General features: G+C 60.9%; 20 protein-coding genes. 7 read left to right on the plus strand and 13 right to left on the minus strand.

Annotated elements, in window-relative coordinates:
- Positions 1–2 precede the first annotated feature (2 nt).
- The gene (locus AAZQ98_RS07765) at positions 3–1,997 is read right to left on the minus strand and encodes an APC family permease (protein ID WP_426734040.1); all 1,995 of its coding nucleotides are present in this window, start codon (positions 1,995–1,997) and stop codon (positions 3–5) included.
- Positions 1,998–2,142: 145 nt separating this feature from the next.
- Between AAZQ98_RS07765 and AAZQ98_RS07770 the strand changes: the two genes are divergently transcribed.
- Together AAZQ98_RS07770 and AAZQ98_RS07775 are read left to right on the plus strand one after the other, a co-directional pair.
- A complete protein-coding gene (locus AAZQ98_RS07770) occupies positions 2,143–2,820 on the plus strand; it encodes a potassium channel family protein (protein ID WP_133834263.1) in 678 nt (225 codons plus the stop codon).
- Positions 2,821–2,835: 15 nt separating this feature from the next.
- The gene (locus AAZQ98_RS07775; RefSeq protein ID WP_105656752.1) at positions 2,836–3,501 is read left to right on the plus strand and encodes a potassium channel family protein; all 666 of its coding nucleotides are present in this window, start codon (positions 2,836–2,838) and stop codon (positions 3,499–3,501) included.
- Here the strand turns inward: AAZQ98_RS07775 and AAZQ98_RS07780 are convergent.
- The 4 genes from AAZQ98_RS07780 to dut form a co-directional block, all read right to left on the minus strand.
- Entirely contained in the window at positions 3,498–4,226 is a 729-nt protein-coding gene (locus tag AAZQ98_RS07780) for a DUF3159 domain-containing protein (protein WP_434691126.1), read from the minus strand. The two genes, AAZQ98_RS07775 and AAZQ98_RS07780, sit on opposite strands and share 4 nt — an antisense overlap.
- Before the next feature lie 64 nt (positions 4,227–4,290).
- Positions 4,291–4,665, minus strand: coding sequence for a hypothetical protein (locus tag AAZQ98_RS07785; protein WP_434691128.1), 375 nt, complete (start codon positions 4,663–4,665; stop codon positions 4,291–4,293).
- A 3-nt stretch (positions 4,666–4,668) separates the two neighbouring features.
- A complete protein-coding gene (locus AAZQ98_RS07790) occupies positions 4,669–5,358 on the minus strand; it encodes a DUF3710 domain-containing protein (RefSeq protein WP_434691129.1) in 690 nt (229 codons plus the stop codon).
- A gap of 38 nt (positions 5,359–5,396) precedes the next feature.
- Positions 5,397–5,855, minus strand: coding sequence for a dUTP diphosphatase (gene dut / locus AAZQ98_RS07795; protein ID WP_434691132.1), 459 nt, complete (start codon positions 5,853–5,855; stop codon positions 5,397–5,399).
- A gap of 140 nt (positions 5,856–5,995) precedes the next feature.
- Between dut and AAZQ98_RS07800 the strand changes: the two genes are divergently transcribed.
- Positions 5,996–6,529 carry a DUF3093 domain-containing protein gene (locus AAZQ98_RS07800; RefSeq protein WP_332595312.1) on the plus strand — a complete coding sequence of 178 codons (534 nt, stop codon included), beginning with the start codon at positions 5,996–5,998 and terminating at the stop codon, positions 6,527–6,529.
- Between the two features lie 87 nt (positions 6,530–6,616).
- Here the strand turns inward: AAZQ98_RS07800 and AAZQ98_RS07805 are convergent, their stop codons facing one another.
- Positions 6,617–6,916, minus strand: a complete 300-nt coding sequence (locus AAZQ98_RS07805) for a DUF4193 family protein (protein WP_434691134.1) — start codon at positions 6,914–6,916, stop codon at positions 6,617–6,619.
- A 260-nt stretch (positions 6,917–7,176) separates the two neighbouring features.
- Here AAZQ98_RS07805 and sepH point away from each other — a divergent pair, with 260 nt between their 5' ends.
- Positions 7,177–8,244, plus strand: coding sequence for a septation protein SepH (sepH, locus tag AAZQ98_RS07810; RefSeq protein ID WP_434691137.1), 1,068 nt, complete (start codon positions 7,177–7,179; stop codon positions 8,242–8,244).
- An 89-nt stretch (positions 8,245–8,333) separates the two neighbouring features.
- On the opposite strand, the gene AAZQ98_RS07815 is transcribed toward sepH, so the two are convergent.
- From AAZQ98_RS07815 to AAZQ98_RS07825, 3 genes are read right to left on the minus strand one after another with little or no spacing between them, the layout of a single operon-like run.
- Complete coding sequence (locus tag AAZQ98_RS07815; protein ID WP_133834268.1) at positions 8,334–9,518, minus strand: alkaline phosphatase family protein; 1,185 nt, start codon at positions 9,516–9,518, stop codon at positions 8,334–8,336.
- 2 nt (positions 9,519–9,520) lie between these two features.
- A complete protein-coding gene (locus tag AAZQ98_RS07820) occupies positions 9,521–10,108 on the minus strand; it encodes a DUF5998 family protein (RefSeq protein ID WP_105656760.1) in 588 nt (195 codons plus the stop codon).
- A 51-nt stretch (positions 10,109–10,159) separates the two neighbouring features.
- Entirely contained in the window at positions 10,160–12,820 is a 2,661-nt protein-coding gene (locus AAZQ98_RS07825) for a GNAT family N-acetyltransferase (RefSeq protein ID WP_434691139.1), read from the minus strand.
- Between the two features lie 98 nt (positions 12,821–12,918).
- Between AAZQ98_RS07825 and AAZQ98_RS07830 the strand changes: the two genes are divergently transcribed.
- The gene (locus tag AAZQ98_RS07830; RefSeq protein WP_434691141.1) at positions 12,919–15,552 is read left to right on the plus strand and encodes a DNA gyrase/topoisomerase IV subunit A; all 2,634 of its coding nucleotides are present in this window, start codon (positions 12,919–12,921) and stop codon (positions 15,550–15,552) included.
- 71 nt (positions 15,553–15,623) lie between these two features.
- Here AAZQ98_RS07830 and cydC read toward each other — a convergent pair whose 3' ends face one another.
- The 3 genes from cydC to AAZQ98_RS07845 are packed head-to-tail and all read right to left on the minus strand — an operon-like array spanning position 15,624 to position 21,629.
- Positions 15,624–18,953, minus strand: a complete 3,330-nt coding sequence (cydC, locus tag AAZQ98_RS07835; protein ID WP_434691144.1) for a thiol reductant ABC exporter subunit CydC — start codon at positions 18,951–18,953, stop codon at positions 15,624–15,626.
- 27 nt (positions 18,954–18,980) lie between these two features.
- Positions 18,981–20,006 carry a cytochrome d ubiquinol oxidase subunit II gene (gene cydB / locus AAZQ98_RS07840; RefSeq protein ID WP_105656764.1) on the minus strand — a complete coding sequence of 342 codons (1,026 nt, stop codon included), beginning with the start codon at positions 20,004–20,006 and terminating at the stop codon, positions 18,981–18,983.
- Positions 20,007–20,030: 24 nt separating this feature from the next.
- Entirely contained in the window at positions 20,031–21,629 is a 1,599-nt protein-coding gene (locus tag AAZQ98_RS07845; RefSeq protein WP_332731224.1) for a cytochrome ubiquinol oxidase subunit I, read from the minus strand.
- Between the two features lie 397 nt (positions 21,630–22,026).
- Here AAZQ98_RS07845 and AAZQ98_RS07850 point away from each other — a divergent pair, with 397 nt between their 5' ends.
- A complete protein-coding gene (locus AAZQ98_RS07850; RefSeq protein ID WP_434691336.1) occupies positions 22,027–22,398 on the plus strand; it encodes a BlaI/MecI/CopY family transcriptional regulator in 372 nt (123 codons plus the stop codon).
- A 23-nt stretch (positions 22,399–22,421) separates the two neighbouring features.
- A complete protein-coding gene (locus AAZQ98_RS07855; RefSeq protein ID WP_434691147.1) occupies positions 22,422–23,384 on the plus strand; it encodes a M56 family metallopeptidase in 963 nt (320 codons plus the stop codon).
- Positions 23,385–23,454: 70 nt separating this feature from the next.
- Here the strand turns inward: AAZQ98_RS07855 and AAZQ98_RS07860 are convergent, their stop codons facing one another.
- Positions 23,455–25,563: a DNA gyrase/topoisomerase IV subunit B gene (locus tag AAZQ98_RS07860; RefSeq protein WP_434691150.1), complete on the minus strand. Its 2,109-nt coding sequence runs from the start codon at positions 25,561–25,563 to the stop codon at positions 23,455–23,457.
- Positions 25,564–25,575 lie beyond the last annotated feature (12 nt).

The raw sequence follows: 25,575 nt of genomic DNA on the forward strand, positions 1-25,575 counted from the left end.
ATTCAGCGGTGTGCCGAGGATTCTTCGGTCGGCCCGCCGCCCAGGGCATGCGAGGCACTGAGCAGGCGCCATGGAACCGAGGCGATCAAGACGCCCGGTTCATAGTGCAGCCGGTTTTTCACTCGTAAAGCGGTTTGGTTGTGCACCAGCTGTTCCCACCAGTGGCCCACTACGTATTCAGGGATGTACACAACGATCAGTTCCCGCGGGGATTCACGCTTGATGGAACGAATATGCTCAATCAGCGCCCCGGGTATATCGCGGTACGGAGAAGCCAGGGCGGTGATCGGCACCGGGATCTGCAGGCGTTCCCAGTCCCGGAGGGTCTTTTCGGTTTTGCTTCGTTCCACATCCACGATGATTGCTTCGAGCTTCGAGGGACGCGAAGCTCGGGCGAAGGCCAAGGCCCGCAGCACCGGCTTGCGCACGGTGGAGACCAGCACCAGTGCATGCACCCGGGAGGGCAGCGCCGTAGCGGCAACGTCCTCATCCACCGCCAGCTCGTCGTCAACCTTCTGGTAGTGGCGTTGCAGCGAATCCATGATCACCATCAAGACCGCAATGCCCAGCACGGCCAACCACGCGCCGTGGACCAAGCGGGTGGCCAAGACGACCACGAGCACCAGCGCCGACAGGACCAGGCCCACCAGGTTCAGCAGGCGCTTGCGCTGCTTGGCCGCACGGATCCTGCGGTCGGCAATGGGAACCAGCACGCGTTTCCAGTGCTTGAGCATGGCCAGCTGGCTGAGCGTGAAGGAAACGAACACGCCCACCACGTACAGCTGGACCAGCAAGGTGACATCGCCTTGGAATAGCAGGACCAGCGCAATCGCGGCAACGCCCAGGGACAATATGCCGTTGGAGAAGCCCAGCCGATCACCGCGGGTACGCAGCTGGCGTGGCAGGAAGCCGTCGGTAGCCAGATGGCTGGCCAGCAAGGGGAAGGAGTTGAAGGCCTGGTTTCCGGCCAGCAGCAGCACGGCAATGGTCAGCACCGAAACAATGACCAGGCCGAAGGTGAAATCGCCGAACACCGCTTGCGCCAGCTGGCCAAGGACCGGGACCTGCACGAACCCTTCAGGGATCGGCGCACCGTCGAGCAAGAATGAGGCCTGCGGGTCGGCGACGACCTTGATGCCGGTGGCACGGGCAAGCATCAGGGTGCCAAGCGTCAGCACGCCGGAGAGCAGGCCCAGCACCAGCAGGATCCGCGCCGCGTTCTTGGCCCGCGGCTTGGCCAGGGTCTGCACGTTCGAGATCGGGACCTCGATACCGGTCAGCGCCGCCGAACCCGTACTGAAAGCACGCAGGATCAGCAATGCACCGACGACACCGTGCAGCCCATTGGCAAACTCTTCTTCCGGCACAATCGTGAAATCCGCGCTCGGGGCAAGCCCGAGGGTACCGGTCAGCGCCATCACCCCGCCGATAGCGACCAGCAGCAGCATGCCGATCACGAAGAGGTAGACCGGAATGGCCAGGGTCCAGCGCCCTTGTCCCCTGCCGCGCAGATTACCGACCACGAGGAATGCGACAAGGCCAGCGGCCACCCAAGCCTTGTATTCGGCCACTGCAGGGAAAATGGCGGCGAGATACAGGGCAGCTGATGAGCTGGACACAGCAACGGTGAGCACGAAGTCGACCAGCAGCGCAGCGGCGACCGCTGTTCCCGGGCGCGCACCCAGGTTCTTCTTCACGATCTCGTAGTCGCCACCGCCAGAGGGGTACTCCATGACCGATTGCCGGTAGGACAGCACCAGCACCACCAGCACGGCAAGGACAGCAAGTCCGACCATCGGCGAAAGCGCGGTAGCCGCGATGCCCGCAATGGCCAGGGTGAGCAAGATTTCGTCTGGCGCGTACGCCAAGGACGACAGGGCGCTGGACGAGAAAATCGGCAACGCGACGTTAGGTGGCAACGGCTTCTTTTTCAGCTGTTCAGTTCTGAAAGGCCGGCCCACCAAGATCCGCTTCAGACCGTCAAATAATGCAGGCACGACACAACGTTATCGCAGGGTGCAAGGCACATGGGTGCTGCACCACCGATAAACTGGGTGCGATCAGCGCTATTGTTGCATTCGGAGCACACAGCTTGTGTGCGCCACTGGACATGCAGCAAGCAGTAGACCCAAGGAGTTCTCGGTGGCACATTTCGTGATCATGGGGTGCGGACGCGTCGGTGTCTCGCTCGCCCACACGCTGGATTCAGCGGGGCATTCCGTGGCAGTCATTGACCAGGACCCGCATGCCTTCCGCCGGCTGAGCAAAGGCTTCTCAGGTTCCACGGTGACCGGCATGGGGTTCGACAAGGACACCCTGGAAGCTGCCAAAATCGATGAGGCCTATGCTTTCGCCGCCGTATCCAGCGGTGATAATTCCAACATTCTCGCCACTCGCGTATCGCGCGAAACCTATAACGTCCCTCATGTCGTGGCCCGCATCTACGATCCAGGGCGCGCCGAGATCTACCAGCGCCTGGGTATCCCCACCGTGGCCGCGGTCCGTTGGAGCACCGATCAGGTGCTGCGCCGGATCCTGCCCGACTATTCGATGCGCGGGGACTTCCGGGAGCCATCGGGGCGCCTGGTGCTTTCCGAAGTTGCCCTGCACCGCGACTGGTATGGGCGGCTGGTCAAGGAGCTGGAAGCGGCCGCCGGGGTGCGGGTGGCCTATCTGACCCGCTTCGGCGAAGGCACCATCCCCGAGAGCCGCACCCGGTTGCAGGGCGGCGACCTGGTGCACGTGATGATGCGGCTCGATGAGTCCAAGGACATCGAGAAGATCCTTGCCAGCCCGCCGGCTGCGCAGGCCAACGAATAATCTGAGAGGCACCCCATGAAGGTCATGATTGCCGGGGCCGGCTCGGTCGGTTCCTCCATTGCCCGCGAACTTGTGATCAACCATCACGAAGTCCTGCTTATCGACCTGCAGCCGGAAATGGCCGAGCGCGCCGATCTGGAAGCGGTGAAGTGGCTGATTGGCGACGCCTGCGAATTGGCTGTCTTGCAGCAGGCGCAGCTTGAAGAGTACGACGTGGTCGTTTCGGCAACCGGCGATGACAAGGTGAACCTTGTGGTCTCTTTGCTGGCCAAGAGCGAATTCGGCATCCGTCGTACCGTAGGCCGCGTGAACAATCCGAAGAATGAGTGGATGTTCGATGACGCCTGGGGCGTGGATGTAGCGGTCAGCACCCCGCGGCTGATGACCGCGCTGGTGGAAGAAGCCGTGGAGGTGGGCGACCTGGTGCGGCTGCTGACGCTGAAGACCGGCGAGGTCTACATGGTCGAGTTCACCGTCCCGCACGATTCGGCGTTGATTGGCCGCAGCATCGGGCGCATCTCCTGGCCCGAAGACACCACCATGATGGCAGTGGTTCGCGATAAGACGCCGTTCCCGCCCAGTGCCGATGATGTGATTGAGGGTGGCGATGAAATCTTCTTCATCACCACCCCGCAAGCCGAAGCCTTGTTGCGCCGCACGCTGCGCGACGCCACCCGCTAGACGGCTTGTGCTGGAGGGCTGGTCCCGTTGCTGGCTTCTGCTGCAGGCTTCGAGACCAGCCAGGCAAACCAGAGCCCCGCTGCATACAGCGGCACTCCCATCAAGGCGCGGGCCAAGCCCAAGGCCACGACGTCATCTGCGATGTACATCGGGATCTGCACTGCCAGGCGCAGCGCGAATACAGCAATGATGATCCAGGTGGCCACCTGGTAGCGGCGCAAGCGCCCGGGTTTCTTGCGCCACTCGGTGCCTTCATTGCGGATGAACCCGAAGAGCAGGCCGATCAGCGGCCAGCGGGCCATCACCGAAATCAGCAATCCCGCCAAGTAGGCGGCCGATACGTAGAACCCTGGAATGTAGTAGTCCTTGGCATTGCCCGAATTGCGTGCGGCGAAGGCACAGATCAGGATGCCGATCAGCCCGGAACCGGCCTGGATCAGCGTCGAGCGCTTGGCTAGGCGGATGATCATGAATACTACGCCAAGACTGATCGAAGCGATCAGCCCCCAGCCCAGATTGGAGGTCAGCGCGAAGACCATGATGAACACGAAACCGGGAAGCACCGTTTCCAGGATTCCGCGCACGCCACCGACGGTGGAGAGCAGATCTATCCCGCCGTCGGCATTTTGCGCGATGCTGGCGTTCGAGCCAATCATTTCCGCGAAACTTGGATGCTTTGCTTCCGGGGTCGTTCCATCTTCCGGACGCGATTCGTCGTTGTTCATGATGTTTTCTTCCAGTTAGACGCCAGCATGCTCTCGTTCCCAAGACCTTGAGGGAACGCGCGGATCACCCGCGGGCCTCCGGCACGATTACGTAGCGCGGATTAAAGATCGTCGGAACTTGCTCCACGGGAGCGACCATTCCCGAGTATTCCACCTTCACGCCCGGCTTGATTCCCGGAACGGATTTCTGGCCCATGAACGCCAAACGCACATGCGGTACCGTCCCGCGACGAGCGGACACCGCACCGAGCCGGTCGACCACCACCGCGGTCAGCGTGGGTGCGACGTGTGGCGCGGAATAGCTAACCGATTGGATGTAGCCCGTGTGCTCCACCCTGCCCTTGACTGGCAGCTGGTCCAAGCTGTCCAGCCGCTGGTAGCTGAGCTTTTGGCCTGAGGGGCCAAGCAGCGGAGTGACGGGTTTATCCTTCAGCGACATGCATTAGCCGATCTGGGTGATCTCTGGTCCGCGTTCTGGACGCTTCAGCTCAGGGTTCTGCTCAGTGCCTGCCGGGCGGGCCTGCGCATTGGCCGGAACGCTCAGGGGCAGGAGTTCGGCAGGTGGCAGTGGCTTGTCGCCGCGGTTAACCACGACAGTGCGCAGGATCCCGTCAACGATGCCAGCCGCTTCTTCGTCTCCAATGGCAGCGCCGCCAATGACCGCACGCAGGAACCAGCGGTGGCCGTCGATGCCGACAAAGCGCAGGGCGACATGCCCGGCGCGACCATCAGGCAGCTGCTGCGGCACCTTGGCGAGCAGCTCCTGGCCGTAATCGCCGTCGCGGGTGAAAATTTCGCCGTTCTGGGCGCTGATATCGCTCTTGATCTTGTCGCTGATGCCAGGCCACAGCGATTCGGACTTCGAGGAAGAGAAAGCCATCAGCTGGATACGCGACTCGGCGATCTCCAGCGACACAGCAATGACACGCTTGTTGGATTCTTCAACGTCCATGCGGACCTTCAAGCCTGCAACTGGCTTGATCAGGATCGAGCCGAAGTCAAGGTATTCCTGCGTATTCTCGACCTCGCTGTAGTCGAACGGGCCGCCCTTCGGCTCGGCCTCGCCCTGGCCTGCCTCAGCAGCTGGTGCGTCGACTGGCTGGTCTTGGGCTTTCTTGCGCTTGAAAATCATGGTGTCCTTAGAAAATCTCGTCTTGCACTCAAGGGTACTTACTTGGAGCTGAATCCGCCGGTCGAACCGAACCCGCCAGCGCCGCGAGCACTGTCGTCCAGCGAATCGGCTTCGATGAACGCTGCCTGCTCGACTTTCTGGATGACCAGCTGGGCGATTCGGTCGCCTCGGCTGACTTCGAAAGACTCAGACGTGTCGGTATTCAGCAAGGTGACCATGATCTCACCACGGTACCCCGCGTCAACAGTACCCGGTGCATTCACAACCGTAATGCCGTGCTTAGCAGCCAAGCCGCTGCGCGGATGCACGAGACCGACATAGCCATGCGGGATGGCCAGCGCAATGCCTGTTGGAATGAGCGCGCGGGCGCCTGGCTCCAGCACCAGCGACTCGCGAGCATGCAAGTCAGCACCGGCATCTGACGGGTGCGCGTAGCTGGGAACCGGCAGTTCGGTGTCAAGCATCTTGATGGCAATGGAAATTGATGGCTCACTCATCGGTGTAGGTCTTCCCCCGGAGTTATGTGAAATAGTCACTCGATAGTTTCTCGTGGCTAACTCTATCGCGCGCGCGGGGCAATCCCCTGCCGCCAGCCCCGAGGTCATGGAACCAGGAAATATTGCCTAAACTTGGAACCATGAGTAATTCCAGCCCCGAGGGTTCGAACGTCCTGTACAGCGAAAAGCTCTGGCCATCGGCCAGTACCTGGATTTGGCCGATCATCATTTCCATCACCGCAGGTATCGCAGTAGCACCGATTAACGGCATCCTTGGATGGGTTGCCGGTGGCGTAGTTTTGATTTCACTGGTCGCGGTGTTCCTGCTGCGCGTGCCAGCCATCGAAGTCACCGATGATCTGGTCACCGTTGGCCGGGCCAGCATTGAACGCAAGTACATCGGCAACGTCGTCGGCTACCGTGGCGACGAAGCTTTCAAGCAGCGTGGACAGAAGCTTCACGGCTTGGCCTACATGCTGTTGCGTGGCTGGATCGACGGTGCCGTGCGCATGGAAGTGACCGACGAGCGAGACACCACGCCGTACTGGCTGACTTCCACCCGCCGTCCCGAAGAGCTGGCTGCCGCACTCTCGGGCGTGATGTACGAATTCACCGAGGAAGGCAAGGCCGAAGCAGCCAAGCAGGAACAGGCAGAAGACGCTTCAGGCGAATAGCATTCACGGCTCCATAGAACAATGCGATGGCGTCCTGGACCTTCCGGTCCAGGACGCCATCGCTGTCAGAACTGTTGCGTAAGCTTCCTAGCCTTCGCACTCGCTGCAGAATTTCTGCCCGTTGCCTTCACGGGCCAGCTGCGTGCGGTGACGCACCATGAAGCAAGATGCGCAGGTGAACTCGTCTGCCTGCTCCGGCAGGATCTCGATGCTCGCTTCTTCCTGCGATGCTTCGCCGCCGGGCAAAACATATTCCTCAGCCAAGGGTGTTTCGGCCTCGTCGACCAGGTTGGCCATGGCTGCGGTCTTGCCTGCCTTGAGCTGAGCGATTTCCTTGGCTCGTTCCGCTTCTGACATTGCTACGGGTGCAGCAGATTCATTTGCCATAATCGTTTTTCGCTCTTTCCTGCAGGTCTTCGTCCTAGCCGGCTGCTTCACAAGGTGAAAACTTATACCGGCATAGAAGTATAGCGTTATTCCGGGTCATCCATTCCCGTTCTTGCCACGCTATGCCATGGGCGGAAGGTTCAAGGAATTACTGCGTGAGGTTGATGACTAATCTTGCGCCACACCCTGCGCGGTGGTAGGAATTCAGGCCTCGAGGTGGCAGAGTTTTACACAGGAAATAGAGCGTGTGGAGGGTAGGAATGCGTCAGCTGAGACTGGTAGGAATTCATGAAAATGGTTCCAGCCTGCAGGTCAGCAGCGACGACGGGATGAGCTTCGAGCTACCTGTTGACGATGCACTGCGCAGTGCAATGGCCGAAATTGCCCGTTCGCGGGCACCAAGGAACCGTGAGGAGTCCTCGGTCCATTCGCCGCGCGAAATTCAAGCGCGAGTGCGCGCTGGTGCTTCCGCCTATGATCTGTCTCTTGAGTGGGATATCCCAGTCGAGGACATCGTCAAGTACGAAGGTCCGGTGCTGGCTGAGCGCGAGCACATCGCCGAGCTAGCACGTCGTGTCGAGGTTTCAGGACCACAAACCGATGCCGAATACCGCGAAGTATTCGGCGAAGAGCCTGCGGATCTTGGTTCCATGGTGGTCCACCGCCTGCACCAGCTGCACATCGACGCCGACTCGGCTCGATGGAACGCCTGGAAAGATCCAGAAGGCCAATGGATCGTTACCGTGCAGTTCGATTCCCCGCTGCCGACCGAGAATGTCGAGTCCCTGGGCTCGGATTCCACTGATGCTTCCTCGAACAGTGCGCGGTGGGCATTCACCCCGGCACGCAAGTCGTTGAAAAACCTGAACCGCTGGGCACAAACCTTGAGCGAACAGGTGGCCCCTGAATACTTTCGCCCGGTCTCTGCGCTGAACCAGCCAGAGCCTGAGCCGGCTCCTGCAGCCAGTACCCCGGAACCGGATGAGACCGAGGAACTGGTCACGTTGCTGAACGCTCGCCGTGGGCAGCGCACGAAGGACCAGGATCCGGAGCGCGAGTCACGCTACAACGAGATCATCGAACGCAGCATGAGCAAGTACGACGCCGACGATGAGGACTCGCTGCCGCACCTTCCACAGGGGATTTCGGCACGCACTTCGCAGCTGGTGGTCGTCACCGATCAGGATGCCGGCGGTGCGAACAGCACTGAGGACAAGCCGTCCGAGCAGAATGCCGAAGAGTCCGCTCCGCGCAAGGCCAAGCGGTCTTCGGTTCCCAGCTGGGATGACATCATGTTCGGCAAGCGCAAGAAGGACACCGATTCCTGACGCGCCGCCGAGCTAGAGCGCATACGGGTGCGGGAGCAGCATTGGTTCAATGCTGCTCCCGCACCCGTATGCGCTTGTTCCGTTGAGAACTAGGTGGTGCGGTGCACCAGCAGCGGGATGAAGCGCTCCCCCGCGGTGAGCGATCCGTGCTGCCCTACCATGTCAAACGCCATCGGCGTAACGCGTCGGCCGTCGTAGAAAGCGATAGCTTCCGCTGCCAGGATCATCAGATCACCCAGCCGGGCTGCATGCTCTTCGGTAATGGCGCCGAAGTAGCCCAGTTCAATGGCTTCCTCGCGCGTCATCACCCAGGCTTTGGTGCCGTAGGCCTGCTGCCAGGCCTCGCGTACGCGTAACCGGCTAGCCGCGTCGGTCTGCGTGTCGAAGGTCAATTGCACTCCACGAGGTTCGCCGCTGGTCAGCTCCACGCCTTCGATAAGCTCCGGCTGCTGGCTGTAGTCGATGCGTTGGGATGCGGGGATGTCCACCATTCCATGGTCACCGGTAATCAGCACCGTGGTTTCTTCTGGCAGCTTGGAGACCAGGTTCTTAATGACGTAATCCAACTCTTCGAGCGTGTCCCGCCATTGGCTGGAGTCCACGCCGAATTTGTGTCCGGCCTTGTCCAATTCATTGAAGTACGTGTAGACCAGCGAATTGCGGTTCGACTCGAAGATGGTTCGGGTAGCACGCGCACGGGCCGCAGGCTGGTTCGCCGGCACGAATTTGGGGCCGCGCAACGACGCGCGAGTCAGGGCCGACTTGGCGAACATCGGAATAGACACGGTAGCCACGTGGATGCCGTGCTCGGCGACTTTCTGGAAAACGGTCGGGCGAGTCTGCCACGCTTCGGGGTCCAAGTCCCCTGGCCATCCTCCGAGCTGGTTAACTACACGGCGCTTGGCCGGATCGATGACGTCATAGCCAACCATTCCATGTTCGCCGGGAGCCAGGCCCGTGGCCAGGCTGCTCAGGGACGTCGCGGTGGTGGAAGGGAATCCCGTTCCCAGCTTCTGCCCCTTTTCGAACAGGCCGCGCAGGAAGGGTGCATGCCCGAGATGGCTCTTGAGCTGGTTCCAGCCCAGTCCGTCAACCATGATCAGTGCCACACGTTTTGTCGGGGCAAAGCCCAAAGCGTTCTCGTAGCCCGGAACGCCCATTGCAGCGGCTGCCGACGGAAGGATCTCCGACAGCGTAGCTTGGCCGTATTTGGGCGCGTCCGGGATTTTCTGTGCCGGGACAGGCAGGTTGCTGCGTTTCTGTTCCTCGATCATGCTCAGGCGATCGTGGCCAGGCGCAGGCGGACAGCGAATTCCCGGGCCTTGTTCACGGCCTGCTGGCCGTCGGCCTCGGCGCTGACGCGGATCACCAAGTCCTCAGGCTGCGAGGTGCCGTTCAGCCCATGGTCGGCATCGCACTGCGGATCGGCGCAGGCGGCAGGGGCCAGATCAATCCGCTTGGTTCCGTTCCAGGACAGTCCGAAGGTCAATTCCTTGACCGGGTCAGCGGCCGAGTAATGCTGCGGCTGGTGGTAGACGTAACTGGTGGCAACCGAGGCGATGCGGGCCAGGGAAATCATTTCGACGGAGACCTGCGCCATGACGTCCTTGCCGTGGTCGTCAAGCTGCTGGTCATCGACGTGCACGATGAAAAGCACCTTTTCACTCATCACCATAACGGTGATATGGCGGTGCACTTCGGTATGGTCGAAGTGAGTTTCCAGATGTACATAGTGGTCAAGCACTGGTTGGCCCATCATGGCTTCAGCCAGTACATCCTGGACCATCTGCGGATAAAAACCCGCACGGACCAGATCATGCTGAAGCTCAGCGCCAGGAGTGGTCGAATACGTTGGAGAACTCATGCCCCAATTCTACTCAGTCGCCACAGGCAATTCACGTTTCGGCGATTGCACTCAGTTACGCAATGCCCGGCGGACGCTATCGGTGCGTTGCTCAGCGTTGCTGATCTGGATGTTCACCGCCAGCACGCTCAACGAATCGGTGGCAACGGTGATCGGCGCGAATTTGGCAACGGTCACTTCAGGATGGTTGTCCTTGAACAGCGAAACGCGGGTAATGAAGTCCTTCAGGGCATCAAGATCCACCGCGGGCAATCCCTGGTAGCCGAAGAGCCGCACGCTGCTGCGCGGACGGCGGATGAGCTGTTCCAGATCATGGGTGGAGAACGGCGCCACCCCGTGGGCCCAATCATCGAGCAGGTTCACCGGATCGCCGCTGAGCCCGAAGGAAATGACTGGACCAAGCAACGGGTCTTCCACGGCCTTGACCACGCAAGCCTGGCCAGCAGGAGCCATGCTCTGCACTTCCAGGGAGTCCACGCCGTAAACCGCCATCAGCGACTTCATATGCGTGAAGTTCGCTTCCAGGCTCTGCTTGTCCGGGATGCTCAAGCGCACGCCGCCCAAGTCCAGGCGTTGGCGCAGATCAGGGTCGTTGGCTTTCAGTGCCACCGGCCAGCCGAATTCTTCGGCCGCCGCAACAGCTTCTCCTGCGGTGTGCACCACCCGATGGGACAGGAACTTGATCCCGTAGAAGTCCAGCAGCTTCTGCACCTGCGCGTCGTCCAATTCCAGCAGGTTGGTCCCCGAGATGGTCTGCACCAATTCATCAAGGTACTCCGCGGCACCGTCCACGTCGATTCCAGCTGGATCCTTCATCGGCTCGTAGGGAACGTCAACCCACTGCTGGTATCCATAGGCCTTGGCCAGGGCGCCGATGACGGTGGTTGGCGAGGTGTATACCGGAATCCCCTGCTTCAGGCCGCCAGTAATTTTCGTATCCGCCAGGCCCGGAACCAATGCCACCACTGGTTTTGGCTGGCCAATGAACTCCTTGGCGACCTTCAGAACTGCGCTGGTATCCAGCTCCGAGTAGGGCAGGTGCGCCAGCAAGATGGTGTGGACCTGCGGGTCTTCCACCAGTTCCTTGATCCGGGCGCGCAGTACCGGAATGGCCTTGGACTGGCCCATGCTGTAGTCCAGCTCTTCGCTCTGCACGACGGTGTTCAGGTTCCTGTCCTCGGCGACGTCGCACACCACCTCTGCGATGGTCGAGGAGTTGGACAGGACCGCAACGTTCGGGCCCATCGGCGCAGGGAAGACCGAAAGCAGGGCCGTGACATCCAGCAGCTCTTCTGATGAACGCACGCGAATCACGCCCGACTGGCGAAGAATTGCGTTCGTTGCACCTGGTGGCGCTTGGCCTACGCGCACCGAGTGGCCCGGTGGAAGGCGGCGGCCCATCACATCGGATTTAGCCACGATCACAGGCTTGCTGCGGGCCAGGCGCCGGGCGATGCGTGCGAACTTGCGTGGGTTGCCAAAGGATTCCAGGTACAACGCGACAACATGGGTACGCAAGTCGTCCTCAAAGAACTGCATCGCGTCGTTGCCGGATACATCAGCGCGCAGGCCTGCGGAAATGGCGCTGCTGGGGCCAACACCTTGCTGCAAGGCCACACCCTGGATGATTGTGCCCATGGCGGCCGACTGGGTGAAGAATCCGACGTTTCCGGATGGCGGAACGTGTTGGCTTCCGGTGGCATACAGCTTCACCTGCGGGTCGGTATTCATCAGCCCGGCAGAACCCGGCCCGACCACCCGCATGCCGTTGGCACGAGCCAGCGACACAAGTTCGCGCTGGGCACTCAACCCTTCCGGAGTTTCGTAGCCGGTGGTCATGATGACCAGGGATTTGACCCCGTGGGTGGCGCAGTCCCCGATGGCTTCCATGACCCCTTCGCGCGGAATGCACAGGAAGGCGACATCCACCGGTCCGGGGATTTCGGTGATCTTCCCGTAGGCCACCATGCCGCCCACTTCCAAGGCCGCATCGTTCACCGCATACACGGCACCGGTGTACCCGGATTCCACAATTTGTTCCAGCACGTCGTGCCCCAGCTTGCCCCAGGTGCGGCTGGCTCCGATGACGGCAACGGACCTGGGCGCCAGGAGAGCAGCAACACTGCTCGCCTCGGCGCGATGTTCTCGCGCCTCGGTCACTTCGCGGGACTTCTCGGTAGGACTGATGGAAAATTCGAGCATGACTACGCCGTCTTCAAAATGCCGTGCGACCGCGTACCCGGCATCGGAGAAGACGGTGAGCATCTTCCGGTTCTCTGGAAGTACCTCGGCCGAGAACTTCTCGATATCGTTTTCACGGGCCGCCGCGGCCAGATGCTCCAAGAGGATCGAGCCGATACCGGTGCCCTGGTATTCGTCCGAGACGTTGAAGGCGACTTCCGCCTCCCGCGGGTCATCCAAGCGGTCGTAGCGGCCGACGCCGATGATCCTTGCGCCACGAACCACGGTGAAGGCGACGCGATTCACATGGTCGACATTGGTGAACCGTTCGAGCTCTTTAGGGGTCAGTGACGACTTATACGTAAAATAGCGTAAGTAGACTGACGTCTCAGACTGCTGCTTGTGCATCTCCTGGAGCGCTTGGGCATCCTGCGGAGTAATCGGCCGCAGGTGTGCAGTTGTCCCATCGCGAAGCACAACATCTGCTTCCCAATGCGCCGGATATGCCGCCGAAAGTTTACGATCCACCATAGGCTTAGGATAGTCGGCAGTTCGGCGTTGCGCCCAGATGCAACACGAAGATTCGGCAGTTCCGGCCCTAAGACAGTAGATGAAGGACGAACAGAGTAATGGCTCGTAAGAAGTCTGAAGAGATTCCAGCGGATTTCGTTGAAAATATCGTCGATATAGACGTCACCAATGAAATGGAATCATCCTTCTTGGAGTATGCCTACTCGGTGATCTACTCCCGCGCGCTTCCCGATGCCCGTGATGGGCTGAAGCCAGTTCAGCGCCGCATCCTCTTCCAGATGGCGCAAATGGGCTTGCGCCCAGAGAAGGGCCATGTCAAGTCCGCCCGCGTGGTCGGCGAAGTGATGGGCAAGCTGCACCCCCATGGCGACACCGCGATCTACGACGCCATGGTCCGCCTGGCCCAGGACTTCTCCCTTCGGCTGCCGCTGATCGATGGCCACGGAAACTTCGGATCGCTCGATGACGGCCCGGCAGCCCCGCGTTACACCGAGGCCCGTCTGGCAGCCTCGGCTGTTGCCATGACCGCGAACCTGGATGAAGAGGTCGTGAACTTCGTCCCGAACTACGACAACCAGTTCATGCAGCCCGAAGTGCTGCCGGCAGCATTCCCCAATCTGCTGGTCAATGGCACCACCGGCATTGCCGTGGGCATGGCCACCAACATGGCTCCCCACAATCTGGGCGAAGTTGTCGCTGCTGCGCAACACCTGCTCAAGGAACCGGACGCCACCGTCGAAGAACTCATGAAGTTCATTCCGGGCCCGGATTTGCCCTCGGGCGGCAGCATTACCGGTTTGGACGGCATCAAGGATGCCTACCGCACCGGTCGTGGCTTGTTCCGCACCCGAGCTACCGTGGCCCTGGAGAAGATCTCCGCACGCAAGTCGGGCCTGGTTGTCACCGAACTGCCTTATGGCGTGGGCCCTGAAAAGGTCATTGAGAAGATCAAGGATGGCGTCAACAGCAAGAAGATCTCCGGCATCTCCGATGTTGTCGACCTGACCGACCGGCATCACGGCCTGAAGCTGGTTATCGAGCTGAAGAACGGTTTCAACCCGAACGCTGTCCTGGCCAGCCTGTACAAGTACACCCCGATGGAAGACTCCTTCGGCATCAACAACGTTGCCCTGGTCGACGGCCAGCCACGCACCATGGGGCTGGGCGAACTGCTCACCGTGTATGTGGACCACCGGCTGGATGTTGTACGCCGTCGCACCGCGCATCGCCTGGCCAAGCGTGAAGACCGTTTGCATCTGGTGGAGGGCCTGCTGATTGCCATCGTCGATATTGACGATGTCATTGCCATTATCCGATCCTCCGAGCAGACCGCAGAAGCACGCGAACGCCTGATGACGGTCTTCGACCTGAGCGAGCCGCAGGCCAGCCACATCCTGGAACTGCGGTTGCGCCAGCTGACCAAGTACTCCACGCTGGAGCTGGAGACCGAAGCCGAGCAGCTGCGCAACGAAATCGAGGAACTGCGCGCCATTTTGGAGTCCGATGAGCTGCTGCGCACCCTGGTCTCCGATGAGCTCGGGGAAATGGCCGACACTTTCGGCACCCCGCGCCGGACCAAGCTGCTGAAGTCTGCTCAGCTGGCACCGCTGAAAGGCACCGCGTTGCCTGAAGAAGTCGGGACAGGCAAGAAGGCCAAGTTGGCCATGGAAGTCTCCGACAGCCCGTGCTGGGTATTGCTCTCGGCCACGGGGCAGCTCGCCCGGACTCCTGATCGGGACGTCGTGGACTACTCCTCGGCGCGCATCAAGCACGACGTGCTCACCTCGCAGGTTGCCTCCAGCGCCCGTGGTGAGATCGGAGCGCTGACGAGTACCGGACGGATTATTCGCATCTCGCTGATCGATGTTCCGGTGCTCCCGGAATCCCATGGCTTCCCGCAGCTGGCCCACGGCGTGCCGATCTCCGAATTCCTCAAGCTGGGCAAGGGCGAAAGCGCGGTGGCACTGGTTCCGCTGAACCAGGTGATTGCCGTTGGCACCAAGAACGGTGTGGTCAAGCGGGTCACCCCGGACTACCCGCTGAACCGTGACGAGTTCGAGGCGATCACGCTCAAGGACACCGACGTCGTGATTGCCGCGGTGCCGGCCGAGGATGCCGATGAGCTGGTGTTCATGACCAGGCAGGCTCAGCTGCTGCGTTTCAGCGCTTCGGCTGTGCGTGCCCAGGGCCGCACCGGACAGGGCATGGCCGGCATCAGGCTCGCCGCCGATGACCAGGTGATCTTCTTCGGTGTGGTTCCTGCCGGTGCTAGCGACGCGGTGGTAGCCACGATCGCTGCCGGTTCGCAGACCCTTCCTGGCACCTCGGGCCAGTCGGTGAAGCTCACCGACTTCTCGGAGTTCCCGGCCAAGGGCCGCGCCACCGCGGGCGTGCGCGCCCACCGTTTCGTCAAGGGTGAGGACTACCTGCAGCTGGGCTATGCCGGCCAGGGTCCAGCGCGTGCCAGCTCCACGGCAGGCGTAGTGCGTGCTTTGCCGACCGAATATGGCAAGCGCGATGGTTCGGGCGCGCCTTTGGCCCAGTCAGTGAACATCATTGGCGGAACCATTGCCGGCGGGCACGATGCTCTTGCAGCACCTGCTGCCCAGGACCTCCAGGCAACCGCGCGGCAAGAAGCGTTGATTCCCGAGCCAACCAAGGCAAAAGCGGCCCCGGCCATCACGCCGGGCGAAGACGCGCTGCCTTTCGACGACGGCGGAGTAATCCTCTAATCCAGCAGCGCCAGAACTGAACGCGGCGTCGTTTCCACCTCCTATCCGTGGGTGGAAGCGACGCCGCAGTCCTATGCGCTGACCCTGGGCTTCTGGCTTCCCAGTTCAATGTGGTGGGTGCACTGCCCGGCAAGCATCTGGTCATGGGTGATCAAGACGACGGTTCGTCCGGCAAGGGCGAGATGCAAGGTGGAAAGCAGCTCCTGGGCTTCATCCACCCCCAGATGGGCAGTCGGTTCATCAAGCAAGATGATCTGGTGGCCGCCCACCATGGCACGGGCCACGGCGAGCTTGCACCGCTGACCGCCGGAGAGCTGGTGCCCGCCGGAACCGATGCGTGCCTCGAGGCCTTCTGGCTGTGTTGCCAACCAGTCCGACAGCCCGACTTGCTCCAGCACTTCTTCCAGCTGCGCATCGCTGCGCAGCTGGCCTTCAGTGACGCCCAGCATCAGGTTCCGGCGAATCGAGGAGTCGAAGAGGTGCGCCTCTTGCGGGCACCAGGCAACCGATGACAGGTCTGCCTGCTCTAGATCCAGCAGGTTCCCGCGGGCGTCGATGCCCTTCAACGTGCCCGACTGCGCTGGCAACGCGCCCAGCAACGCGGTGAGCAGCGTCGATTTGCCAGAACCCGATGGACCGGTAATGGCCGTCCACTGCCCTGCCGGGATGCGGGCGTTCAGATTCTGCAGAACTGGCGTTCCCTGCTCGTACCCGAGGCTCAGCGCTTGCGCATCGAAGCCGGCGATCCAGCTTTGCTTCGCCGGCGGGTTGCTCTGCGCTGCTCGTGCGCCGTGGCTTTGCATGCCGCGTTCTTCCAGCTTCGATGACAGTACCTTCAGCGCCCGCCCCTGCTGCACCGCCAGCAGGGCATTGCCAGCGCTCTCCCCCAAGGCCAGGCCCAGGAGCACGGCCAGTGCTGTAAACGATGCGCTGCTGTGCGATTGCGCGGTGATGGCGATGGCAAGCAATACGCTGGTCAACGTGGCCAGGGCCGTGGCGCTGCCTTGGCCCAGGGCATGCCGGCGAGCGCGCTGCGTATTGCGTGCTTCGGCGTCCTGGAAGCGGCCAATGGTCCGTTCCATGGCCTGGTTGCTGCGCAGTGCGGACTTGTGCCGCAAGATGCCCAGCACGCTCTGGTTCATCTGCATCCGGTGGCTGAGCTGATGCACGAGGTGTTCGCCTTCAATGCGCTGCACAAGCCAACGCACCGGGAAGACCAGCACCAGCAGCGCACCGAGGGCCAGATATCCGAATTCGGGCTGGATGAAGTACAAGGCCGTTGCTGCTGCAACCCACACTACGATTGCCTGCAGCGGCGGGAACAGCACCCGGGCCAATAGGTCGCGCAGTTCATCGACCTCGGCCAGCAAGAATCGCAGGATGACCGAGGAACGGCTCAGCAAGCCCCACTGTGCAGGGTTGGCCACCATCGCGTTCCACATCTTCTCGCGCAAATCCGAGGCGTAGGCCAGCACCGCGTCGTGGATCGCGAGCTGTTCCAGGTAGCGGAAGGCAGCCCGTCCGATGCCCAGGCCGCGGACCATCGCGAAGGCTACGGTCAGGTGCAAGATGGGAGGCTGGTAGCTGGCTTCAACGATCAGCCAACCGCTCAGGGCCGCGAGCGCCACGGCGCATAGCACGCTGGCCGTCCCCCAGAGCACGCCCTTGGGCGCAGCTTTGTACCCGGCAAGCAAGTCGCGCATCGGGGTGAACTTGGACTTCACCGGCCGTTGGCCAGTGGCGCCAAGCTGCGTTGCCCCGGTGGCTCGCGACCGGTTGCCTGCGGATTCTTCACGGTGGGCAGGGCCAGCACCATGCGCTGTGCTGCCGGCACGTTCGTCCTGCCCGAAGGCGGGGTCGTGGCTGGCGACCAGCATCGCGCAGCGGGCTGGAAGTTCACTCAGCAGTTCGCGTACTTGCTGGGCGTTGCGCTCATCAAGGTGCGCGGTAGGCTCATCGGCCAGCAGCACGGTGCAGTGGTCGTCGCTGTGAACCCGCAGCAGCGCGCGCAGCACTTCCAGGCGGCGCAGCTCGCCGGGTGAATATTCTCCGATCGGGCGCTCGAGCATGGACTCCATCGATAGCCGGGAGCTGAGCTCTCGGCGCAGTTCCGCCGGTGCCGCGGGGGCGTCCTGGTCCAGTTGCCCGTTGCCGGTTGCTGCGTTGAATTGCGGATGCTGGCTAATCACTGCTAGCTGGCCGGCTATGAAGACCCGCCCGCTGGCCAAGGCCGGGTCGAAGGTGTTGTCGCTGCTGTGCGCCTCGGCGATCAGCTTGAGCAGCGTGCTCTTGCCCGAACCGCTGGCAGTGGACAGTACCAGGCGCTCCCCCGCGCGCAACTGAATATTCACGGCTTGGTGGATTGGATGCATGCCATCGTAGCTGATCAGCAGGTCCGCGACGTCCAGGACGCTATCTGCGTTCCTGGCAGTGCTGGCACGAAGCTGATGGACCGGGGTGGCAGCGGTGATGGCTGTGTACTTCTGGTAGGCAGCCAGCCCGTCATCGGCCGCATGGTAGGCAGAGCCCACTTCGCGCAGTGCCGAGAACAACTCGGGTGCCAGGATGAGGATTATCAGCCCGGCGGCGAGATCCATATTCCCGCTGACCAGTCTCACGCCGATCATCACCGCGAGTACCGCCACCGAAAGGGTTGCGATCAGTTCCAGCCAGAAGCTGGACATGAATACGGTTTTCAGGTTGGCCATGGTGGCCGCCCGGTATTTGCTGCTGACGGCGGCGATGGCGCTGCCGTGGGCCCGTGCCCGGCCCAAGCCCAGCAGTGCGGGCAAGCCCTGGGCGAGTTCGTAGAGCTGGTGGGCAAGCCGATCCAAGGTGGCTTGGGATTCGTTGAGGGTGTCCTGGGTGTGCATGCCGATCAATGCCATGAACACCGGCACCAGCGGGATCGTCAGGAGCAGCACCACCGCGCTGATCCAGTCCAGCTGAAGAATGTAGAGGCCAAGCAGCAGCGGGACGGCCAGGGCGCCGATGAGCGCAGGAATGAATTTGGTGAAGTAGTCATCGAGCTTCTCAAGGCCATGGCTGGCCAAGGTGGCGGTGACCGGTATGGAATGCTGTTCCGCTGCGGGGACGATGGCTGGTTGCGCGGCTTGCCTGCGCACCAGGTTCAGCCGTAGCCGTTCCTTCGCGCCCAGGCCCATCCGGCGGGCGCCGGCGTTCAATCCCCATGCGCTGAGCGCTCGAAGCGCGGCGCCGGCCAGCGCCAGGATCAGCAGGTGCGATTCATTGGCCCCTCCATCGGCCATGGTGGCGATCCATTGGCCCAGCGCGTAGGCGACGAATACCAGCCCGACGACTTTGAGCGCGGAGAACAGCGCCAAAACCAGGAATTGTCGTGGCGTGATCAGTTCACGCGGCAGGAATCGCGGGGCTGGCATTACTACTTCTTTCCCTCGGAAATGCGGTTACTTGATGATGGAGACGACTCGATGAGTTTCTGGAATGTGCTCTTCGCGCAAGCGCTTGCGGAAGACCCAGTAGCTCCAGGCCTGGTACGCCAAGACCATTGGCACGCCGAAGGCGGCCACGACGCTCATGAGCTTCAGGGTGTAAGCAGTGCTCGACGCGTTAGCCACGGTCAGGTCGAAGGCCGGGTCGATGGTCGATGGCAGCACTACCGGGTAAGCGGCGGTGAAGATCGCAGCGACCCCGGCGAGCAAGGTGGCGCCCAGGGCGATGAAGGAGAGCCCCTCGCGCCCAGCGCGGCCGCTGGCTATCGAAATGGCCAGGCAGACCGCTGCCAGGCCCAACACCGCCCAGGCGATGGTGGAATCGTTGTCCAGCAACACCAGCAGGACCCACGCGACTAAGGGCAGGATTGCTAGCGGCAGCCAGCGGCCTACGAGCTTTCCTGCTTCATGGCGGACTTTTCCGTCGGTTTTCAACCGCAGGAATGCCAACGCATGGATCCAGCAGAACGCCACCACTGCTGCGCCGCCGAGGACGGCATGCCAGTTCAGCCACGCGAAGGCCCCGCCGATTCGGTCGCCGTTCTCGTTCAAGGGCAGACCCAAGGTGGTCAATGCCAGCATGGCACCGACACCGAAGGCGGCCACCAGCGATCCGATCCCCAAGGCCAGGTCCCAGGCTTTCCTGGTTGCTGCGGTGATCGCCTTGCCCCGGTACTCAATGGCAACGGCACGGAAAATCAACGCCAGCAGGACAAAGGTCAGCGGAATGTAGAGGGCCGAGAACAGCGAGGCGTACCAGTGCGGAAACGCTGCGAAGGTCGCACCGCCGGCGGTCAGCAGCCATACCTCATTGCCATCCCAGACCGGGCCGATGGTATTGAGCAAGAGCCGTTTGCGCTTCTCGGTGGAACGGCCGAGACCGATGAGCATGCCCACCCCGAGGTCAAAGCCTTCGAGGAAGAGATAGCCGCACCAGAGCAGCGCGATCACAATGAACCAAAGTGTTGGAAGCCAATCCATTGATGTTCTCCTTAGTCCGTGCCGCTAGTAGGCGAAGGCCAGTACGTCGTCGTCATCGTTGTCCGGGTCCGATGGGCCGTCCGCTGGTGAATGATCTGACGGTTCAAGCTCTGGCATTGCCGATGCCACGCCGCCACGAATGTAGCGGCTGAGCAGGACCAGTTCCACGACCAGCAGCACACCGTAGATTGTCGTAAGCGCGATCAGCGAGAAGAGCATTTCTCCTGCACTCACTGTCGGAGAGACCGATGCGGCGGTGTACATGAACACCTGGTCCACGCCACCCATCTGCGGGTTGGGGACTACGGTGAATGGCTGCCGGCCCATTTCGGTGAAAATCCAGCCAGTGGCGTTTGCGCCGAAGGGTGCGGCAATGCCTAGCAGGGCAAGGCGCGAGAGCCATTTGTTTTCTGGGACGGTGCCCTTGCGGGTGATCCATAGCGCAACGCCGGCAGCCAATGCCGAGAGCCCGCCGAGGGTGATCATCAAGCGGAAGCCCCAGTAGGTCACTTCCATCACTGGCAGGTAGTTGATTTCCTGGCCTGCGTACTTGCCGAAGGATTCATCGTTCGGATAGTACTTGCCGTATTTTTCCTGGTATTCCGGAATCAGCGTGTTCACGCCCTTGATTTCGGTGGTGAAATCCCCATTGGCCAGATACGAGAGAATGCCCGGGATTTCGAAGACCGCTACGACGTTGTCGCAGTTGGTTGAACCCTTGGCGGTGATATCTCCCAAGGACAGCACCGAGAAGCCTGTTCCATCGTGGCAAGCTGCCTCCGCAGCAGCCATTTTCATCGGCTGCTGCTCGAACATGAGCTTTGCTTGTTCGTGCCCGCTCAGTGCCACACCGAGGAACGCGACCATTGCTACCGCGGCGCCGATGCGCAGGGACTTGATCCAGACTTGGTAGTCCACCTTGTCACGGCTTTTACCGCGGCTGGGATCTTCGCCCACGACAACATATCCGTTGGCATCCACCGAGTCGATGCCTTCTTTGCGTCGGCGGTAGAGATGGAACCATGAGATGCCCAGCAGGAAGCCGCCGGCAACGGCGAAGGCACCGAAAATAGTGTGCGGGAACGTCACTAGCGCGGTGTTGTTGGTGAACACCGCCCATGCGTCGGTCATCACGGCTCGACCGTCAACTATTTTCGTTCCAACCGGGTGCTGCATCCATGAGTTCGCAACAAGGATGAAGTAGGCGGAAAAGATCGTTGCCAAGGATGCGCACCAGATGGTTGCCAGGTGCACGCGTTTGGGAAGCTTCTTCCAGCCGAAGATCCAGAGCCCCAGGAATGTAGATTCTACGAAAAAGGCCAGCAGAGCTTCCATGGCCAACGGCGCTCCGAATACGTCCCCTACATAGCGGCTGTATTCGCTCCAAGCCATGCCGAACTGGAACTCTTGGACAATGCCCGTGGCGATGCCCATGATGAAGTTGATCAGGAAAAGCTTGCCCCAGAATTTTGTCATTCGCAGCCAGTGCTCGTTGCCGGTGCGATGCCACATGGTTTGCAGCGTGGCCACGGTCAGGCCTAGTCCAATGGTCAGGGGCACCATCAGGAAGTGGTAGACCGTCGTAATGCCGAATTGCCAGCGGGCAATCTCTAGAGCATCCATGGATTCCTCAACTATCGTGGGATCGAAGTTCAATCACTTTTCTACGCTCCGTAGAAAAGTTCTCCAAGGCCACCATAGACGATTTCGACAGCGTGTAGAAATCGAGCCGATGAGCAATTTCCGAAACTGGAGACTTCGCCAGCGCGCACGTGGGCGCAAATACTAAGCCTATTGACAGGGTTGTGTCTACGGTTCTTAAAAAACCCAAGTCAACAAGTTTCACCCGCCACATTCTCGCAACTCATTGCGAAACGGGTAAAGCATGTACTCACCCCTCTCTTTTACATGCCGTAGAAATATTGTGGAAAGATGGCTACAATTAAGAACCCAAGCAGTGTGCTTGCACTCCATGAGTCAAGCAACCGCGTCAAAACTAATGCAAGTGAGGTACGACCTAGTGGCCAGCCTTGGCGATCTGGAACGCTCCGTCATGGATCTTCTGTGGGATTCTGCAGAACCACTCACCGCGAATGACCTTCGTGATGATTTGGCGGCGCTTGGCACCGACGCGAAAGAACTCGCAGTAACTACGGTGCTGACTGTGCTAGCCCGTCTCGAAAAGAAGGGTTTGGTAGAGCGCGAGCGCACTACCCGCCCTCACCGGTACGCAGCTTCATCCTCCCGTGAGGATCACACCGTTGGACTACTCAACGACGCCCTGGGCACCGCCCAGGACCGTGAAGCAGTCCTGGCACGATTCATCGGAGGCATCACCCCCGACGAGGCAGCATCCCTGCGTGCTATCTTGGACTCAGTAAAGTCCGCATAATTTAGAAGAACTTCGGGGACTGAGTGCTTCTCACCTCATATTTCCTAGCGGCGTTGGCTATCGCATTGGCGTGGCCGACGCCGTTGGCTTTATCCAAGGCTAAATGGACCGCCCGCTCACCTGTGCAAGCGGTACTCCTTTGGCAAGCCATCGCATTAGGCGGTGGACTTTCCATGATCGGCTCGATGCTTGTCTGGGGTTTGGCCCCATTGGGCGATGACCTCATCTCCGCGCTTCATGGCGGCTGGCTCCTGATAATGGGAGATCCCAGTGTGCCCGATCCCGGCGAAGTGCACCTCTTCGCCTTGAGCGCAGCACTGCTCTTCGGATTTCACCTGGTATTAACCCTCATACGGGCCGCTTGGCGCATCTCTCGCCAACGAGCCAAGCACCGGCATCTGCTGCGCCTCTTGAGCAACCCGTCCCAGACGCGGCCAAATACCCTAGTGATTGATCACGACATGCCTGTTGCATATTGCGTGCCGGGGATCTCGCAATCGGTGACCGTGCTATCGCGCGGATTGCTCACCCAGCTCTCTGCCGAAGAGCAGCAGGCGGTTATTGCCCATGAACGCTCCCATTTGGATCAACGGCATGATCTGCTGATCCTGGCATTCACGGCGTGGCACGAAGCGTTGCCTTGGCTACCGACTTCACGCCTTGCGCTCGATGCAGTGCGCCAACTGATTGAAATGCTCGCCGACGACAAAGCACTGGAACAGGTCAATAGGCACACGTTGCTCAAAGCCATTGTCACTGTCGCCACCGCCGCAGCAATGGATGATTCGTCGTCAAAGAATCATTCGTCCAGTGCCGGCCTAGTTGGCATGCCTGATGGTGAAGTCTCCTCCCGCCGGCTGCAACGCTTGCTCTCCCCGCAGGATCCGCTGGGCCGCCCGCAGCGAGCACTGGTGCTCCTGAGCACCATCATGTTGCTGATCTGCCCGACAGTCCTGCTCATCGCACCGCGGTTGCTGGACTGGTAGCACTCGCTTGGCGCAAACAGCGAAGTCCCTGGACCCCGTTGGGGCCAGGGACTTCGCTGTGTGCATTGCCCTAGACGTCGATACGATCTCGTTCTAGATCGTCGGCGCCGTCGATAATGAACTTCTTGCGAGGCGCCACATCGGAACCCATCAGCAGATCAAAGACCTCCTCGGCTGCCTGCGCATGCTCGATGCCGACACGGCGCAGCATACGATGACGCAGGTCCATGGTGGTTTCAGCCAGCTGGTCTGCGTCCATTTCTCCTAAGCCCTTATAGCGCTGGATCGGCTCCTTGTAGCGTCGGCCTTCCTTCTCCAAGTTGGCCAGCAGCTTGGTCATTTCCACCTCCGAGTAGGTGTAGATAACCTCATTCTGCTTCGACCCCGGATTGATCACCTCAATGCGGTGCAGCGGCGGAACCGCCGCATAGACGCGACCGTGCTCGATCATGGGACGCATGTAGCGATAGAACAACGTCAGCAGCAACGTCCGAATGTGCGCACCGTCAACATCAGCATCCGTCATCAAGATGATCTTGCCGTATCGAGCTTGCTCGATGTCGAAGCTGCGCCCCGAACCGGCACCAATCACCTGGATCATCGCTGCGCACTCCGCGTTCGAGAGCATGTCCGAGATCGAGGCCTTCTGCACGTTGAGGATCTTGCCTCGAATTGGCAGCAGCGCCTGGTACTCGCTGGAGCGCGCGAGACGGGCGGTGCCCAATGCACTGTCGCCCTCGACGATGAACAGTTCAGACTTTCCAACTTCCTTGCTGCGGCAATCGAGCAGTTTGGTTGGCAGCGAGGAAGATTCCAAGGCGGTCTTGCGACGCTGGGTCTCCTTGTGCATACGTGCCGACACGCGAGATTTCATCTCGTTGACGACCTTCTCCAGCAGCGTGGACGCTTCAGCCTTCTCGTTGCGCTTATTGGATCCCAAGCGATCGTTGAGTGCTTTCTCCAGCACCTTGGAAACAATCTGGCGTACCTGCGGGGTACCCAAAATTTCCTTGGTCTGCCCTTCGAACTGCGGCTCTGCCAGTCGGACGGTCAGCACGGCAGTCATGCCTGCCAACACGTCGTCCTTCTCCAGCTTGTCCTTCTGGCCGAACTTGAGCTTCCGCGCATTGGCCTCCACGTTCTTGCGGAAGGACTTGAGCATGGCCTGTTCGAAGCCGGCAGTATGCGTACCTCCCTTGGGGGTCGCAATGATATTCACGAAGCTGCGCAGCGAGGTTTCGTAGCCGATTCCCCAACGCACCGCGACGTCAACTTCGCAGACACGCTGCACATCTTCGATATGGCTGCGACCACTGCCATCGATGACCGGAACTTTTTCATGGAAAGATCCGCTGCCATGGAAACGCCAGATGTCCGTGACCGGCGAGTCGCTGCTCAGATAGTCGACGAACTCGCTGATGCCGCCATCATGCTGGAACACTTCCTCGTGAGGCCCGTCCGCACCCGGGGTATCCGGTAATCCACGTTCATCGCGCAGGGTGATGCGCAACCCAGGAACCAAGAAGGAGGTCTGGCGCGCTCGATCCTGCAAATCCTTATAGGAGAACTTCGCATCCGGGGTGAAGATATGGTTATCCGCCCAGTAGCGAATGCGCGTTCCAGTCACGCCACGCTTGGCTTTGCCGATAACACCCGGAGCCGTCGCCGTCTCATGAGCCTTGAAAGAAGCGTCCGCTTTCTTGCGGCCCTTATCGGTAAATTTGCCTGGCTCTCCACGACGGAACTGCAGGCCGTAGGTCTTGCCACCGCGGTCAACTTCGACGTCCAAACGGGCCGACAAGGCGTTGACGACCGAGGCGCCCACGCCGTGCAGACCGCCGGAAGCATTGTAGGAGCCGCCACCGAACTTGCCGCCGGCGTGCAGCTTGGTGAAGACAACTTCCAAACCGCTCAAGCCTGTCTTGGGTTCAACATCGACAGGAATGCCGCGGCCGTCATCCTGGACTTCAACGGAGCCGTCAGAGTGCAAGATGACGTCAATTGCCTGGCCGAAACCGCCCAGCGCTTCGTCAACTGAGTTATCGATGATCTCCCAGAGGCAATGCATCAAGCCACGGGAGTCGGTGGAGCCGATGTACATGCCTGGGCGCTTACGAACCGCTTCCAGGCCTTCCAAGACCGAAAGGTGCCGGGCGCTGTAATTGTCGGATGAAGCCACTGAGCTGTTGTC

The sequence above is a fragment of the Glutamicibacter sp. Je.9.36 genome (assembly GCF_051129975.1).
Classification (GTDB): Bacteria; Actinomycetota; Actinomycetes; order Actinomycetales; family Micrococcaceae; genus Glutamicibacter.

Excerpts from the sequence above, each read along its gene's own strand:
- cydC (WP_434691144.1), bottom strand. The coding sequence starts at position 18,953 with ATGCCAGCCCCGCGATTCCTGCCGCGTGAACTGATCACGCCACGACAA.
- AAZQ98_RS07845 (WP_332731224.1), bottom strand. The coding sequence starts at position 21,629 with ATGGATGCTCTAGAGATTGCCCGCTGGCAATTCGGCATTACGACGGTC.
- AAZQ98_RS07805 (WP_434691134.1), bottom strand. The coding sequence starts at position 6,916 with ATGGCAAATGAATCTGCTGCACCCGTAGCAATGTCAGAAGCGGAACGA.
- AAZQ98_RS07790 (WP_434691129.1), bottom strand. The coding sequence starts at position 5,358 with ATGATTTTCAAGCGCAAGAAAGCCCAAGACCAGCCAGTCGACGCACCA.
- AAZQ98_RS07830 (WP_434691141.1), top strand. The coding sequence starts at position 12,919 with ATGGCTCGTAAGAAGTCTGAAGAGATTCCAGCGGATTTCGTTGAAAAT.
- AAZQ98_RS07825 (WP_434691139.1), bottom strand. The coding sequence starts at position 12,820 with ATGGTGGATCGTAAACTTTCGGCGGCATATCCGGCGCATTGGGAAGCA.
- AAZQ98_RS07775 (WP_105656752.1), top strand. The coding sequence starts at position 2,836 with ATGAAGGTCATGATTGCCGGGGCCGGCTCGGTCGGTTCCTCCATTGCC.
- AAZQ98_RS07785 (WP_434691128.1), bottom strand. The coding sequence starts at position 4,665 with ATGTCGCTGAAGGATAAACCCGTCACTCCGCTGCTTGGCCCCTCAGGC.
- sepH (WP_434691137.1), top strand. The coding sequence starts at position 7,177 with ATGCGTCAGCTGAGACTGGTAGGAATTCATGAAAATGGTTCCAGCCTG.
- AAZQ98_RS07780 (WP_434691126.1), bottom strand. The coding sequence starts at position 4,226 with ATGAACAACGACGAATCGCGTCCGGAAGATGGAACGACCCCGGAAGCA.
- cydB (WP_105656764.1), bottom strand. The coding sequence starts at position 20,006 with ATGGATTGGCTTCCAACACTTTGGTTCATTGTGATCGCGCTGCTCTGG.
- AAZQ98_RS07800 (WP_332595312.1), top strand. The coding sequence starts at position 5,996 with ATGAGTAATTCCAGCCCCGAGGGTTCGAACGTCCTGTACAGCGAAAAG.
- dut (WP_434691132.1), bottom strand. The coding sequence starts at position 5,855 with ATGAGTGAGCCATCAATTTCCATTGCCATCAAGATGCTTGACACCGAA.
- AAZQ98_RS07815 (WP_133834268.1), bottom strand. The coding sequence starts at position 9,518 with ATGATCGAGGAACAGAAACGCAGCAACCTGCCTGTCCCGGCACAGAAA.
- AAZQ98_RS07820 (WP_105656760.1), bottom strand. The coding sequence starts at position 10,108 with ATGAGTTCTCCAACGTATTCGACCACTCCTGGCGCTGAGCTTCAGCAT.